Raw genomic sequence first — 14922 nt, forward strand, 5'->3', positions numbered from 1 at the left:
CTTCAGGAATGCGCTTGGGAAAGTTTAGTCAGCTCAGGGCCTTTGCTCGGCGGCTCTTTAAGCACCACACGCTTGATCGGGCCGACGATTACCAGGTAGCTGAACACCGCCACCAGCGCATTGGCGCCAACAAACACCAGCGCCCATTTGAACGAGCCAGTGGTGCTGATGATGTAGCCAATCACAATCGGCGTGGTGATCGAAGCCAGGTTGCCGAAGGTATTGAACAATCCACCGCTCAAGCCCGCGATCTGTTTCGGCGAGGTGTCAGACACCACCGCCCAACCCAGTGCGCCAACGCCTTTACCGAAGAAAGCCAGGGCCATGAAGCCCACCACCATCCATTCAACGTCCACGTAGTTACAAGCAATGATGCTGCTGGAGATCAGCAGGCCAGCGATGATCGGCGCCTTGCGGGCGAAGGTCAGCGAATGGCCCTTGCGCAGCAGGTAATCGGAAATCACCCCGCCCAACACGCCGCCGATAAAACCGCAGATCGCCGGCAGCGAGGCGATGAAGCCGGCCTTGAGGATGGTCATTCCACGGTCCTGGACCAGGTACACGGGGAACCAGGTGAGGAAGAAGTAAGTGATGCCGTTGATGCAGTATTGGCCTAGGTACACGCCGATCATCATGCGGTTGGTCAACAGTTGGCGGATGTAATCCCACTTCGGACCGTCGGTTTTTTTGTCTTTGCCCTTGTCCTGGTCCATGTCGACCATGGCACCGTTTTCGGCGATGTACTTGAACTCAGCTTCGTTGATCAGTGGGTGCTGGCGCGGGCTGTGGATAACTTTCAGCCAGATCAGCGAGAACACGATGCCGATCACGCCCATCACGATAAACACGTGCTGCCAGCCGAAGCTGTAGACGATCCAGCCCATCAACGGTGCAAACAATACAGTGGCGAAGTATTGCGCCGAATTGAAGATCGCCGAGGCGGTACCGCGCTCTGCGGTGGGAAACCAGGCAGCGACAATGCGCGCGTTACCGGGAAAGGATGGCGCCTCAGCCAGGCCCACCAGAAAGCGCAGCATGAACAGCGCAACCACGGCAGTCGAGATACCGAACTCACCGACATAGCCTTGCAGCACGGTGAACAGCGACCAGGTGAAGATGCTCAAGGCGTAAACTTTTTTCGAGCCAAAACGGTCTAGCAGCCAGCCGCCGGGAATTTGCCCAGCCACGTAGGCCCAACCGAATGCGGAGAAGATATAACCGAGGGTGACCGCGTCGATGCCGAGGTCTTTTTGCAGGCTGGAGCCCGCGATGGCGATAGTGGCGCGGTCGGCGTAGTTGATCGTGGTCACCAGAAACAGCATGAGCAGGATCAAATAGCGGACATGGGTCGGCTTGGTCGCTTGCATGTAGAAGTACTCCCACTAATTATTTTTTTTTGCGGGTGATTGTCTTGGCTTTGTTTTCTGTAGGAGCGAGCTTGCTCGCGCCTACAGAGGTATTGCGTTTACGAACCGATGTAGCTGGTTTTCACCACCGTATAGAACTCTTGCGCATAGCGACCCTGCTCACGCGAACCGTAGGATGAGCCCTTACGGCCACCGAAAGGAACGTGATAATCCACACCTGCCGTCGGCAGATTGACCATTACCATCCCGGCCTGGGAGTGGCGTTTGAAGTGGTTGGCGTACTTCAGCGACGTGGTGGCGATACCGGCCGACAGGCCGAACTCAGTGTCGTTGGCCATGGCCAGCGCTGCCTCGTAATCTGCGACACGAACCACGTTGGCCACCGGACCAAAAATCTCTTCACGACTAATGCGCATGGCAGCCTCGCTGTCGGCAAACAATGTCGGCGCCAGGTAGTAGCCTTCGGTGTCACAGGTCACCAGGCCGCCACCGCTCACCAGTCGCGCGCCTTCGCTTTGGCCGATGTCGATGTATTTCAAGTCCTGGTCCAACTGGGCCTGGGAAACCACAGGGCCTATATCGGTACCGCTTTTCAGGGCATGGCCGACCGTGATCGACTTCATGCGATCGACCATGGCCGCGACAAACTGGTCGTGGATCCCGGCGGTAACAATAAAGCGGCTGGACGCGGTGCAACGCTGGCCAGTGGAGTAGAACGCGCTCTGCACCGATAGCTCGACGGCCTGCTTGAGATCGGCATCGTCGAGGATGACCTGCGGGTTCTTGCCGCCCATCTCCAGCTGTACTTTGGCCTGGCGCGACACACAACTGACAGCGATCTGCCGACCGACACCCACGGAACCGGTGAAGCTGATGCCATCGACTTTCGGGCTGTTGACCAATACATCGCCTACAACACGTCCGCTGCCCATCACCAGATTGAACACGCCAGCAGGGAAACCGGCGCGGGAGATGATTTCTGCCAGGGCCCAGGCACAACCCGGCACCAGTTCGGCCGGTTTGAGCACGACGCAGTTGCCGTAGGCCAGGGCCGGAGCGATTTTCCAGGCAGGGATGGCAATCGGGAAGTTCCACGGGGTGATCAAGCCGACCACACCCAAGGCTTCGCGGGTCACTTCGACGTTGACACCCGGGCGCACCGACGGCAGGTAATCGCCGGACAGGCGCAGGCATTCGCCGGCGAAGAACTTGAAGATGTTACCGGCGCGAGTCACTTCACCGATGGCTTCGGGCAAAGTCTTGCCCTCTTCCCGGGCCAATAATGTGCCGAGTTCTTCACGACGGGCGAGGATTTCGCTGCCGACTTTATCCAGGGAATCATGACGAGCCTGGATGCCGGAGGTCGACCAGGCCGGGAAAGCAGCGCGGGCGGCGTCGATGGCGGCATTGACCTGAGCCAGGTCGGCCTTGGCAAACTCACCAATGACATCAGACAACTCTGACGGATTGATATTGGCCGAGTAGTCGACGCCGGCCACCCATTGGCCGTCGATGTAATTTTCAAAACGCTTGGCTTGGGACACAAATCTTCTCCTGACGCAAAAGGCCGCTGATTACTCAGCGGCCTTGGTGATGGGTTATTGCGCGCCTTGCTTGTCGATCAGCGCGGCCAGGGCTTCGTATTCTTCCGGCAGCAGATCGGTCAGCGGCGTACGCACAGGACCTGCGTCGAAACCGACAATTTTTGCCCCGGCCTTGACGATGCTCACGGCGTAACCGGCCTTGCGGTTACGGATATCCAGATACGGCAGGAAGAAGTCGTCGATGATCCTGTCGACGGTGGCGTGATCTTCGCGCGCAACGGCGTGATAAAAATCCATCGCGGTTTTCGGAATGAAGTTGAACACCGCCGAGGAATACACCGGCACACCCAGGGCCTTGTAGGCTGCTGCGTAGACTTCTGCAGTCGGCAGGCCGCCGAGGTAGCTGAAACGATCACCGAGGCGACGTCGGATCGACACCATCAGTTCAATGTCACCCAGGCCGTCCTTGTAGCCGATCAGGTTCGGGCAGCGTTCGGCCAAGCGCTCCAACAGTGGCGCGGTCAGGCGGCAGACGTTGCGGTTGTAAATCACCACGCCGATTTTTACCGACTTGCACACGGCTTCAACATGCGCGGCGACGCCGTCCTGGCTGGCTTCGGTCAGGTAGTGCGGCAGCAGCAACAAACCTTTGGCACCAAGACGCTCGGCTTCCTGGGCGTATTCGATGGCCTGGCGGGTCGAACCGCCGACACCAGCAAGGATCGGCACGCTGTTAACGCAGGTATCGACGGCGGTTTTTACTACTTGCGAATATTCGCTGGCCGCCAGGGAGAAAAACTCACCGGTGCCACCAGCGGCGAACAAGGCAGTGGCGCCATAAGGGGCCAGCCATTCCAGGCGTTTGACGTAGCCGGCCTGGTGGAAATCACCTTGGGCGTTGAAGTCGGTCACGGGAAAAGACAGCAGACCGGAGGAAAGGATGGACTTCAGTTCTTGTGGATTCATTATTCGAACACCCTGGGTAAAGACTTTCTGTTGAGAGATTGCTGGGAGCTAGCTTGACGTCATACGTCATCGTACAACTATAAAAAGATTCGTCAACTGCAATTCATCGGCCCTGTGAAAGGGTTGAGGGTTGAGAACGCCCTTCTTGACGTAGGAAATCATTCCGCTATTATCGCAATAGCTGTATATACATACAGCTACCAAGGAAGATTCCCACGACATAGCAAGGAGCTAACATGTCAGACCTTGAACTCGCTACTACTGAAAAAAAACCGCCAACCCTGCGTTTCGAAGGGGGCGAACACACGGCCATCGGCGATGACACACTGTTGCGTTTCGTCAAGGATGCCCCGGCGATTCCTGCCCGACAGGTCGAGTTGCACCTGCCCAACGGCCTGGCGCTGACCTACGGCCAGATCATTTCCTTGGGCGGTGATTTCTATGGCATCCCCGGTCAGCCCATCAACGATGGCGCGTCGCCCGGTGATCGGGTGCGCCGCTTTACTGCTGCCTTCAACTCGCTGGCGGTATTGCCGGCGTCACGAGATGAGGCGGGCAAGATCCTCGCGGTGATGCAAAAGGAGATCAACGCGGTCAACCAGGCGATCAGGGATGGCAAGCAACCCCATGAAGCCTACGATGCCCTGGGTGATACGTTGTCCGAGGAATGGAACCGCATTACCGGCGGCGGCAGTGCCGTGTCGGCGCTGATTCCGCTGGGACGCTATTTGCTACTGGCTGCGGACAATGCCGATCACTTCGGCGAGTGGGCATTGTCGGCCTATCAGGCGGGCCATACGGCGGCACTGCAACAAGCCGTCGTGGCGCATCAAAGTGGCACCGACCAGGCATTGGAACTGGCTTACGCCATGAACAGCTTTGCTGATCACTTTTTGACCGATCTGTTTTCAGCCGGCCACCTGCGGGTACCACGCAAGCAACTGGCAGCCGTGGTTACGCCGGGTGAACTGGGCTCATTGATCAGCCGCTTCATGCACGACGAGGACAGCAAGTTCGGGCTCAATGTGCGCAATGCCTTGGGCGATCAATGGCACGCCTACGGTGACAAACGCTATTTCGATGCAAACGACGCGGCCAACCGTGCGCAGGTCAAACGCGCCGTACAGGCCTCGGCGGACGAAGTATTCGAAACGTTTATCAGCGGCATCGCACCCTCCCCGGCCAACTTCAAGGCGCCGCTTTATGTGCCGGACCTGAATGCCGCGCAAAACCCGGCCAATAACTTCTCTGCGCTGTTCAAGGCTGAAGGCGACAAGGTGCTGCGACGCAAGGACGTCAACAACCTGAACGACAAGCAGTGGACCAATGATTGGTGGGGCTGGAGTACGTATCTGTTGCTCAAGGACTACAAGCCGAATCAGCCTGCCAGTTAAGCGATCAGCCGCAAAGTTAAACCCGTAGGAGCTGTCGAGCACCAGCGAGGCTGCGATGCAGACACCGCGCAGTTTCAAGTACACCCCGGCGATACATTCGCAGCCTCGCTAAAGCTCGGCAGCTCCTACATTGAATACCTTTAACCGCGCTGCGCCTCTGCCTCTTCATGGGCATGGCGCAGCCGCTCACGGCTGTTGGTCAGGTGCAGGCGCATCGCGGCCCGCGCCGCGTCCGAATCCTGGCGAGCGATCGCCTCATAAATTTTTTCGTGTTCGCGGCTCAGGCGACTCATATAGTGCTGCTGGTCGTCATGAGCCAGGCGAGCCGAATTCAAACGGGTACGCGGGATAATACTGGTACCCAGGTGAGTCATGATATCGGTGAAGTAGCGGTTGCCAGTAGACAGGGCAATCTGCAGGTGAAACTGGAAGTCCGACACCACTGCATCACCCGCGTGGGCCGCGCTTTCGTTCAGGGCGTCGAGGGCCGCGCGCATACCTGCCAGTTGCTCGTCGTTACGACGCTGGGCGGCGAGGCCGGCAGATTCCACTTCCAGGCTAATACGCAGTTCCAGAATAGCCAGCACATCGCGCAAGGTCACCACGGTGGCTGGGTCGATACGAAAACCGCTGGGGCTTGGCGTATCCAGCACGAAGGTGCCGATACCGTGGCGGGTTTCCACCTGCCCTGCAGCCTGCAACCGGGAGATGGCTTCGCGCACCACGGTACGGCTGACGCCATGGGCATTCATGATTGCCGACTCGGTGGGCAACTTGTCGCCACGCTTGAGCTGACCGTCACGGATTTGCTCGGACAGCACCGTGACCAGTTCCTGGGCAAGGCTGCGGCGCTTGCGGGGAAGACGAGGGGCTGTGTTGGAGTTTTCCATGATCAATCATCTATCTCGGCGAACTAAAGGGGCATCATAGCCCATGCCAGTTGTACGATCACCGTCCAGCCACGACTTTCATGTGCATCCCACGGCCTGTTGTGTCGGACAAAAAAATGCCCCGGCACAGCCGAGGCATTTTTAAACACTCGCCCGAAGGCTCGCGCTCTGTTACTTCACCACTTTCAGACTCGGCCGGCCAGTAGGGCGTGGCGGCTCGGAATCCGGCGGCGGCAGATTATCATCGCCATCAAGTTCGATCGCTTCGTCATCATCAAGAGACGACTCCAGATCAAACACCATGCCCTGGCCATTCTCCCGGGCATAAATCCCCAGGATCGCGCCGATGGGCACGTACAGCGTATGCGGCACACCGCCGAAACGCCCTTCGAAGCTGACCGCTTCATTGTCCATGTGCAGCTGTCGCACGGCACTGGGTGAAACGTTCAGGACGATCTGTCCGTCACTGGCAAAACCTTGCGGTACCTGAACCGCAGGAAACTCGGAATTGACCAGCATGTGCGGGGTGCAATCGTTGTCCACTATCCACTCGTAGAGCGCGCGGACCAGGTACGGTCGACTGGAGTTCATCAGCGGCTCCTTAAGCCTTAGCGCATATCGCGTTCGACACCAGACAGACTCGCCTGGAAAGCCTCACGCGCAAACTGGCGCTCCATGTAATCAAGCAGCGGCTTGGCAGGCCGCGGCAGCTCAATGCCCAGAATCGGCAAACGCCAGAGTATGGGTAATAGGCAGCAATCCACCAGACTTTGTTCCTCACTGAGGAAAAAAGGTTTGTCCGCGAATAACGGCGAAACACCGGTCAGGCTCTCGCGCAATTCCTTGCGCGCCTGAACACGGGCGGCTTCTTTACTGCGCGAATCCAGAATCAGGTCCACCAGGCCACACCAGTCACGCTGGATCCGATGGATCAGCAGGCGGCTGTTGGCACGCGCCACCGGATATACCGGCAGCAACGGCGGATGGGGATAACGCTCATCCAGATATTCCATCACCACGGTTGACTCCCACAACGCCAGGTCACGATCGACCAGGGTGGGCAAGCTGCCGTAAGGGTTCACTTCGATCAGTTTCGGCGGGTGACGACCTGCCTCCACAGTAATGATCTCGGCGCTGACACCCTTCTCTGCGAGCACGATGCGTACTCGGTGGGAATATTGGTCAGCGGGGTCGGAGTAACAGGCCAACCGATTGGTCACGCCCATGGCGGTCCTCCTCGCTTGTTGAAATTATCGGAAGCTCAAAAACGAGCGCGCCCAAAGGGTGTCTCACGTAACGTCCGGATGAAACCCGGACCCGCTACCAGAGACGCCCTTGGGCGCGCACGATTAACAGCAATTGCTTACAGTTTGATCAATGCACATCCTTCCAGTATTCGCGCTTAAGCAGATAAGCGAATACGAAGAAGAAGGCCAGGTACAGCAATACATAGGTACCAATGCGCTGATGCTGCAGCTTCACTGGGTTGGCCGAGTAGGCCAGGAAGGTCACCAGATTCTTGACCTTCTCGTCGAACTGCTCTTCGTTCAGCGTACCGGACTTCGGCACTATGGTCAGCTGATCGCACGCTTCATGAGTCAAAGGCGTACCGGTAAGCGGATCATACTGCTTCTTGCCGTTCTCGACGATTTGAACTTGCTTACATCCTACCACTTGGCGACCCTGCAGGCCGACCAGAACGTTAGGCATACCGACATTCGGGAACACCTTGTTGTTCACACCCCAAGGACGCGTCGGGTCTTCATAGAAGGATTTCAGGTAGCCATAGAGCCAGTCGGTACCACGAACACGGGCCACCAGGGTCAAATCGGGCGGTGCCGCACCGAACCAGGCCTTGGCGTCGGCAGGCTGCATGCCGATGTTCATATGGTCGCCGATCTTGGCGCCGGTGAGCACCAGGTTGCTGAGCATCAGGTCATGGGGGATACCCAAGTCGTCGGCCACGCGCTCGTAACGCTGGAACTTGGCGCTGTGGCAGCCCATGCAGTAGTTGGCGAAGGTACGTGCGCCATCTTGCATTGCAGCCTTGTCAGAAACGTCGATGTCGACTTTTTCCAGTTCCGCGCCGTGCTCAGCCGCGAAGGACAGTACTGGCAGGGCAACAAGAATCAATGCAGCGAATAATTTTTTCATCAGCCAGTCACCCTTTCCGGAACCGGTTTGGTCTTCTCTAGCCGGGTGTAGAACGGCATCAGAATGAAGTAGGCGAAATACAGGAAGGTGCAAATCTGCGACAGCAACGTACGGCCTGGAGTCGGGGCCAATACGCCCAGCACGCCGAGGATCACGAACGAAATGCAGAACACCCACAGCCAGATTTTGCTCAGCCAGCCCTTGTAGCGCATGGACTTGACCGGACTACGATCGAGCCACGGCAGCACGAACAGCACAGCTATGGCCGCACCCATGGCGATAACACCCATGAGCTTGTCGGGGATCGCCCGCAAAATCGCGTAGAACGGGGTGAAGTACCAGACCGGGGCAATGTGTTCCGGGGTCTTGAAGGCGTTCGCCTGTTCGAAGTTCGGCTTCTCAAGGAAGTAGCCGCCCATCTCGGGGAAGAAGAACACGATCGAGCAGAAGACGAACAGGAACACGACTACGCCGACGATATCTTTCACGGTGTAGTACGGGTGGAAAGGAATGCCGTCCAGCGGAATGCCGTTCTCGTCCTTGTGCTTCTTGATGTCCACGCCGTCGGGGTTGTTGGAGCCGACTTCGTGCAGCGCCAGGATGTGCAGCACCACCAGGCCGAGAATAACGATCGGCAAGGCCACCACGTGCAGGGCAAAGAAGCGGTTCAGGGTGATCCCGGAAATCAGGTAGTCACCACGAATCCACTGGGTCAGGTCGTTGCCGATGACCGGGATCGCACCAAACAGCGAGATGATCACCTGGGCGCCCCAGTAGGACATCTGGCCCCACGGCAGCAGGTAGCCCATGAAGGCCTCTGCCATCAGCGCCAGGTAGATCAGCATGCCAAACACCCACACCAGCTCACGAGGCTTCTGGTACGAGCCGTAGAGCAAGCCACGGAACATGTGCAGGTAGACCACGATGAAGAACATCGAAGCGCCAACGGCGTGAAGCAAGCGCAAGATGGCGCCGTGGTTGACGTCCCTCATAATACCTTCAACGGAAGCAAAGGCTTCTTCCGCCGACGGGGTGTAGCTCATGGTCAGCCAGACACCGGTAACGATCTGGTTGACCAGCACCAGCAGTGCCAGGGAGCCAAAGAAGTAGAAGAAGTTGAAGTTCTTCGGGGCGTAGTACTTGCTGAGATGGTCTTCCCACATTTTGGTCGCGGGGAAGCGCGCATCAACCCAATCCATGAACTTGCTCATCACGCGCTCTCCTTATCGATACCAATGACAATGACGTCGTCAGACTCGTAGTTATGCGGTGGAACCGGCAGGTTCAATGGCGCAGGTTGCGACTTGTAGACACGACCGGCCAAGTCGTAATGAGAGCCGTGGCACGGGCAGAAATAACCCCCGACCCAGTCCTTGCCCAGATCCACGGGCGCAACTTCCGGGCGGAAGGTAGGCGAGCAACCCAGATGGGTGCACAGACCGACCAGCAGCAGAATCTCTGGCTTGATCGAGCGCGCTTCGTTCTTGGCGTAGGCGGGTTGGTCGGAACTTTCGGATGTGGGGTCAGACAACTGGCCTTCGATCTTCTTCAGGTTCCCCAGGATTTCCTCGGTACGACGAACGATGAACACTGGCTGACCGCGCCACTCAGCAATCATCTGCTGGCCTGGCTCGATCTTGCCAACATTCACCTTCACCGGTGCACCTGCGGCTTTCGCCTTGGCACTGGGAAACCATGACCCCACGAACGGGACCGCAGCCCCCACCGCTCCTGCAGCACCCACCACGGACGTGGCTGCTACCAAGAAGCGACGCCGGCCTGCATTCACGCCGTCATTGCTCATTCAGTCCTCTCCCATCAGCTTTTTGGCCTGTTAAATCAGGCGTCTACTAAGTATTAAATCTGAACTTATAAAAATTTTGCCGAATGGTAATGAAAAGCCCCACCTCTGACAAGGTAATTACCCCAAGCCCAAACTCCAAGCCTTGTAGTATAGGGCGTCTACGGGTGTGGCAAGTTGTCACAGTGAAAAAACGCACATAAAACGTAAGCAATAAAAAACGCCCAGCTCCGCGAGGAGGCTGGGCGTTTTCTGGAACGTAAAGCGAATTAACGCTTCGAGTACTGCGGACGCTTACGCGCTTTACGCAGACCGACTTTCTTACGTTCAACTTCACGAGCATCGCGAGTAACGAAGCCAGCTTTGCGCAGAGCGCCACGCAAGGTTTCGTCGTACTGCATCAGAGCGCGAGTGATACCGTGGCGGATTGCGCCAGCTTGACCACTTACACCGCCACCGATAACGGTGACGTAGATGTCGAACTTCTCAGCAGTCTCGGTCAATTCCAGCGGCTGACGAACTACCATACGGGCAGTTTCGCGACCGAAGAAATTTTCCAGAGTGCGGTTGTTGATCGAGATGGTACCAGTGCCCGGACGCAGGAAAACGCGTGCGGTTGCGGTTTTGCGACGGCCAGTGCCGTAATTTTGAGTCGCCGACATAATGAACTATTCCGTTAAAACTTCAGTTCTTGGGGCTGCTGAGCAGCATGAGGGTGAGCAGCGCCCGCATAGACTTTCAGCTTGCGATACATGTCGCGACCCAGTGGGCCCTTAGGCAGCATACCTTTGACCGCGAGTTCAATCGGGGCTTCAGGCTTACGAGCGATCAGGCCTTCGAAATTGGCAGACTTGATACCGCCCGGGAAACCGGAGTGACGGTAGTACATTTTGTCTTGGGCTTTCTTGCCGGTCACACGAACCTGCTCAGCGTTGATGATGACAATGTAGTCACCGGTATCAACGTGAGGGGTGTACTCAGGCTTGTGCTTGCCACGCAGACGGCTGGCGACTTCAGTGGCCAGACGACCCAGGGTCTGACCAGCAGCGTCGACGACAAACCAGTCGCGCTGAACTGTTTCCGGTTTTGCAGTAAAAGTTGTCATTCTTTAATAGCCTCAGGGGCCGCCCTGTAAATTAGACGGCAGATCTTACTGAATAGTGCGTACTTTGACAAGTCAAAGGCAGCCGGATACAGACGCTATCGGGGGCTCGGGTCAGCGCGTCCGTTCAACGGCAAGATTCTTCGGCAGGCGGCGCATCACTTCCACTGCAGAAAGAGGTGGGCAATTATGCAGATTGCGAAAAAAATTTCAACCTGCTTTTATGATTGTTTTCCCCGAAGGAGCACCCGATGGATTATCGACAGCTGGGCCGAACCGATCTGAACGTGAGCGCGATCTGCCTCGGGACCATGACCTGGGGCGAGCAAAACAGCGAGGCAGAAGCCTTTGCACAGATTGAACGAGCCAAGAGCGCGGGAATAAATTTTCTCGATACAGCGGAAATGTACCCGGTACCGCCCAAGCCTGAGACCTACGCCAGCACCGAGCGCTATATCGGTAATTACTTCAAAAGCCGCGGCGACCGTGCCGACTGGGTCCTGGCCAGCAAGATCGCCGGCCCTGGCAACACTATCGACTACATCCGCGACGGCAAGCTCAAGCATAACCGCAAGCACATCGTCGACGCCCTGGACGCCAGCCTCAAGCGCTTGCAGACCGACTGGATCGACCTTTATCAGTTGCATTGGCCAGAGCGAAGCACCAACTTCTTCGGGCAACTGAGCTACAAGCACAAGGAAGAAGACGACCTGACGCCGCTGGAAGAAACCCTCGAGGCCCTGGACGAGCAGGTCAAGGCCGGCAAGATCCGTCACATCGGCCTGTCCAACGAAACGCCGTGGGGCACCATGAAGTTCCTGGCCCTGGCCGAGGCCCGTGGCTGGACCCGCGCCGTGTCAATCCAGAACCCCTACAACCTGCTCAACCGCAGCTTTGAAGTGGGCATGGCAGAAATCGCCATCCGCGGACAATGCGGCCTGTTGGCCTACTCGCCCCTGGCATTCGGCATGCTCAGCGGCAAATACGAAGGTGGCGCGCGCCCGGCAAACAGTCGCCTGAGCCTGTACAGCCGCTTCAGCCGCTACTTCAATGCCCAGTCAGAAGCGGCGTGCAGTCGTTATGTCGCACTGGCCCGGGAACACGACCTGGACCCGGCGCAAATGGCGTTGGCCTTTGTGACACAGCAACCGTTCGTGACCAGCAACATCATTGGCGCCACGACGCTGGAGCAACTGGACAGCAACATTGCCAGCTTCGATCTGAAGCTGTCGGATGACGTGCTGGCAGGGATCGAGGCGATTCAGAAGGATCATCCGAATCCTGCACCTTGATACATAGGTAGATCGCCATCGCGGGCTTGCCCGCGATGAGCCCCTCAGAGACGCCGCAAGATCAAAGCGCCCGCGCAATAATCTCCTTCATGATTTCATTGGTCCCCGCATAAATCCGCTGCACCCGCGCATCTGCCCAGGCTCGGGCAATCGGGTACTCCCACATGTAGCCGTAGCCGCCGTGGAGCTGCACGCACTCGTCGAGTACCTTGCATTGCAGGTCAGTGGTCCAGTATTTGGCCATCGCCGCTGTAGGCACGTCGAGCTTGCCTTGCAGGTGCAGCTCCAGGCACTTGTCGACAAACACCCGGCCGATCTGCACCTCAGTGGCAATCTCTGCCAGCTTGAAGCGAGTGTTCTGGAAATCGGCAATTGCCTTGCCAAACGCCTTGCGCTCGCGGGTGTATTCCAGAGTCCACTGTAATGCCGCTTCGGCCGATGACAAGGCGCCAATGGCGACCGTCAACCGTTCCTGGGGCAACTCCTGCATCAGGTAAGCGAAGCCCGCCCCTGCCTGGCCCAGCAGATTTTCCTTGGGCACGCGCACATCCTGGAAAAATAACTCGGAAGTGTCCTGGGCCTTCATACCGACCTTCTCCAGGCGTTTACCCTTGTCGAAGCCCGGCGTATTGGCCTCCACCAGAAACAGACTGGTGCCCTTAGCGCCGGCCTTGGGATCGGTCTTGGCAACGACAATCACCAGGTCTGCCAGGAAACCATTGGTAATAAAGGTCTTGGAGCCGTTGATCACATACTCATCGCCATCCAGCACCGCCGTGGTCTTCACCCCTTGCAGGTCGGACCCGGCTCCTGGCTCGGTCATGGCGATGGCCGTAACCATCTCCCCAGAGATCAGCTTGGGCAGGTACTTGTGTTTCAGCGCCTCACTGCCGTAATGCAGAATATACGGCGCGACGATGTCCGAATGCAGCGAGAAACCAATCCCGGTCAACCCCAGGCGACCGATCTCTTCGATCACCACCGTGCTGTAGAGAAAGTCCGCCCCCAGCCCACCGTACTCTTCCGGCAGATGCGAGCAGAGCATCCCCGCCTCCCCCGCCTTGTTCCACAGGCTGCGATCAATGTGCCCCTGCTTCTCCCATTGCCCATGGAAAGGCGCAGCGTCTTTTTCGAGGAAGGTTCGCACGCTCTGGCGAAAGAGTTCGTGTTCCGAACTGAACAAGGTTCTGGGGATCATGGGTCACCTGCGTGGATTGTCAGACAAGAACAAGATCACAGAGCCTAAGCTGCGCGGACGTCACAGGACACTGGACACATGCGACAAAAAATAAGACGATCCAGCCGTCTGGTGACCACTTTCCCCTATAAGAATAAATGAAATTATGTCTAACCAAATCTCCACGCCCTTACGGCGCGTCAGTATTTTGGCCATTGATCGGGTATTCGCTTCAACCCTCATGCAAGCCAAGGATTTCTTCCACCTCGCCAGCCTGCGCTACGGCAAACAGCTGGGCCAGGGCCTCACGTCGGTCTTTGAAACCCGCCTGGTCAGCCCCGACGGGCTGCCCGTGTGCAGCTTCAGCGATGTGATCATGCCGGTGGACGGCGGCCTGGAAAACGCTGACATCATCGTCCTGCCGGCCTTCTGGGACGACTTCGACTCGCTGTGCAAGCGCTACCCGCAAGTGCTGCCATGGCTGCGTGAACAACACGCCCGCGGCGCCGTGCTCTGCGGCGAAGCCACCGGGGTGTTCTGGCTCGCTGAAGCCGGGCTGTTGGACGGCAAGGAAGCGACCACCTACTGGCGCTTTTTCAACACCTTCAGCGAACGCTTTCCCAAGGTCCAGCTCAATCAGGACAAACACCTGACCGACGCCGACAACCTGTACTGCGCCGGCGGCACCACCTCAGCATGCGACCTCTACATCTACCTGATCGAACGCTTCTGCGGCGCTAACATCGCCCAGGCCGTGGCCCGCGATATTCTCTACGAAGTACAACGCAGCTACGCACCGGGGCGCATCGGCTTCGGCGGCCAGAAACTGCACCAGGACGTGATCATCCTGCAGATCCAGCACTGGCTCGAAGAACACTTCTGCGACAAGTTCCGCTTCGAAGACGTCTCCCGCGAACACGGCATGAGCATCCGCAACTTCATGCGCCGCTTCCAGACCGCCACCGGCGACAAGCCACTGCACTATCTGCAACGCCTGCGCATCGAAACCGCCAAAGGTTTGCTTTCAGGCAGCCGCAAAAGCATCAAGACCATCAGCTACGAGGTGGGTTATGACGATGCGAGCTTCTTTGCGCGGTTGTTCAGGCAGCACACGGAGCTGTCGCCGAACCAGTATCGGCAGCAGTTTCAGCAGGCTGCATAACTAAACCCGAGCCCGGCTCCCACATTGCTCAGCAATGTTTTCTGGAGCGCATTAAAAAGGCCCGCATCGCTGC

The 14922-nt window shown here is 57.7% G+C and carries 15 protein-coding genes; 3 read left to right on the top strand and 12 right to left on the bottom strand.

Annotation, left to right across the window (positions count from 1 at the left end):
- Positions 1-2 precede the first annotated feature (2 nt).
- From AAEZ06_RS01345 to kdgD, 3 genes are all read right to left on the bottom strand, one after another.
- On the bottom strand, positions 3-1367 hold the full coding sequence (locus tag AAEZ06_RS01345; protein ID WP_350612530.1) for an MFS transporter: 1365 nt from the start codon (positions 1365-1367) through the stop codon (positions 3-5).
- Between the two features lie 98 nt (positions 1368-1465).
- Entirely contained in the window at positions 1466-2911 is a 1446-nt protein-coding gene (locus AAEZ06_RS01350; RefSeq protein ID WP_350612532.1) for an aldehyde dehydrogenase family protein, read from the bottom strand.
- Between the two features lie 54 nt (positions 2912-2965).
- The gene (kdgD, locus tag AAEZ06_RS01355) at positions 2966-3877 is read right to left on the bottom strand and encodes a 5-dehydro-4-deoxyglucarate dehydratase (RefSeq protein ID WP_149410862.1); all 912 of its coding nucleotides are present in this window, start codon (positions 3875-3877) and stop codon (positions 2966-2968) included.
- 236 nt (positions 3878-4113) lie between these two features.
- Between kdgD and AAEZ06_RS01360 the strand changes: the two genes are divergently transcribed.
- The gene (locus AAEZ06_RS01360; protein ID WP_149410861.1) at positions 4114-5271 is read left to right on the top strand and encodes a phospholipase; all 1158 of its coding nucleotides are present in this window, start codon (positions 4114-4116) and stop codon (positions 5269-5271) included.
- A gap of 140 nt (positions 5272-5411) precedes the next feature.
- On the opposite strand, the gene AAEZ06_RS01365 is transcribed toward AAEZ06_RS01360, so the two are convergent.
- The 8 genes from AAEZ06_RS01365 to rplM all read right to left on the bottom strand — a co-directional run bounded on the left by AAEZ06_RS01365 (position 5412) and on the right by rplM (position 11221).
- Positions 5412-6161, bottom strand: coding sequence for a FadR/GntR family transcriptional regulator (locus AAEZ06_RS01365; RefSeq protein WP_350612535.1), 750 nt, complete (start codon positions 6159-6161; stop codon positions 5412-5414).
- Between the two features lie 171 nt (positions 6162-6332).
- Positions 6333-6752 (bottom strand): ClpXP protease specificity-enhancing factor, encoded by a 420-nt coding sequence (locus AAEZ06_RS01370; RefSeq protein ID WP_133099905.1) that lies wholly within the window; start codon positions 6750-6752, stop codon positions 6333-6335.
- 17 nt (positions 6753-6769) lie between these two features.
- Positions 6770-7387, bottom strand: a complete 618-nt coding sequence (locus AAEZ06_RS01375) for a glutathione S-transferase N-terminal domain-containing protein (RefSeq protein ID WP_133099906.1) — start codon at positions 7385-7387, stop codon at positions 6770-6772.
- Positions 7388-7535: 148 nt separating this feature from the next.
- Entirely contained in the window at positions 7536-8315 is a 780-nt protein-coding gene (locus tag AAEZ06_RS01380) for a cytochrome c1 (protein ID WP_350612537.1), read from the bottom strand.
- On the bottom strand, positions 8315-9526 hold the full coding sequence (locus AAEZ06_RS01385) for a cytochrome b (protein ID WP_133099908.1): 1212 nt from the start codon (positions 9524-9526) through the stop codon (positions 8315-8317). The genes AAEZ06_RS01380 and AAEZ06_RS01385 overlap by 1 nt, the downstream gene beginning before the upstream one ends.
- Positions 9526-10119, bottom strand: a complete 594-nt coding sequence (petA, locus tag AAEZ06_RS01390; RefSeq protein WP_149410858.1) for a ubiquinol-cytochrome c reductase iron-sulfur subunit — start codon at positions 10117-10119, stop codon at positions 9526-9528. The genes AAEZ06_RS01385 and petA overlap by 1 nt, the downstream gene beginning before the upstream one ends.
- Before the next feature lie 266 nt (positions 10120-10385).
- A complete protein-coding gene (gene rpsI / locus AAEZ06_RS01395; protein ID WP_133099910.1) occupies positions 10386-10778 on the bottom strand; it encodes a 30S ribosomal protein S9 in 393 nt (130 codons plus the stop codon).
- 14 nt (positions 10779-10792) lie between these two features.
- Positions 10793-11221: a 50S ribosomal protein L13 gene (gene rplM / locus AAEZ06_RS01400; protein ID WP_133099911.1), complete on the bottom strand. Its 429-nt coding sequence runs from the start codon at positions 11219-11221 to the stop codon at positions 10793-10795.
- A gap of 248 nt (positions 11222-11469) precedes the next feature.
- Between rplM and AAEZ06_RS01405 the strand changes: the two genes are divergently transcribed.
- Positions 11470-12510: an NADP(H)-dependent aldo-keto reductase gene (locus tag AAEZ06_RS01405; RefSeq protein ID WP_350612540.1), complete on the top strand. Its 1041-nt coding sequence runs from the start codon at positions 11470-11472 to the stop codon at positions 12508-12510.
- 61 nt (positions 12511-12571) lie between these two features.
- Here the strand turns inward: AAEZ06_RS01405 and AAEZ06_RS01410 are convergent, their stop codons facing one another.
- Complete coding sequence (locus tag AAEZ06_RS01410) at positions 12572-13708, bottom strand: acyl-CoA dehydrogenase family protein (protein ID WP_149410856.1); 1137 nt, start codon at positions 13706-13708, stop codon at positions 12572-12574.
- Positions 13709-13928: 220 nt separating this feature from the next.
- Between AAEZ06_RS01410 and AAEZ06_RS01415 the strand changes: the two genes are divergently transcribed.
- The gene (locus AAEZ06_RS01415; RefSeq protein WP_178114385.1) at positions 13929-14849 is read left to right on the top strand and encodes a GlxA family transcriptional regulator; all 921 of its coding nucleotides are present in this window, start codon (positions 13929-13931) and stop codon (positions 14847-14849) included.
- The last annotated feature ends 73 nt before the right edge of the window (positions 14850-14922 follow it).

The sequence above is a fragment of the Pseudomonas sp. HY7a-MNA-CIBAN-0227 genome (assembly GCF_040310325.1).
GTDB lineage: Bacteria > Pseudomonadota > Gammaproteobacteria > Pseudomonadales > Pseudomonadaceae > Aquipseudomonas.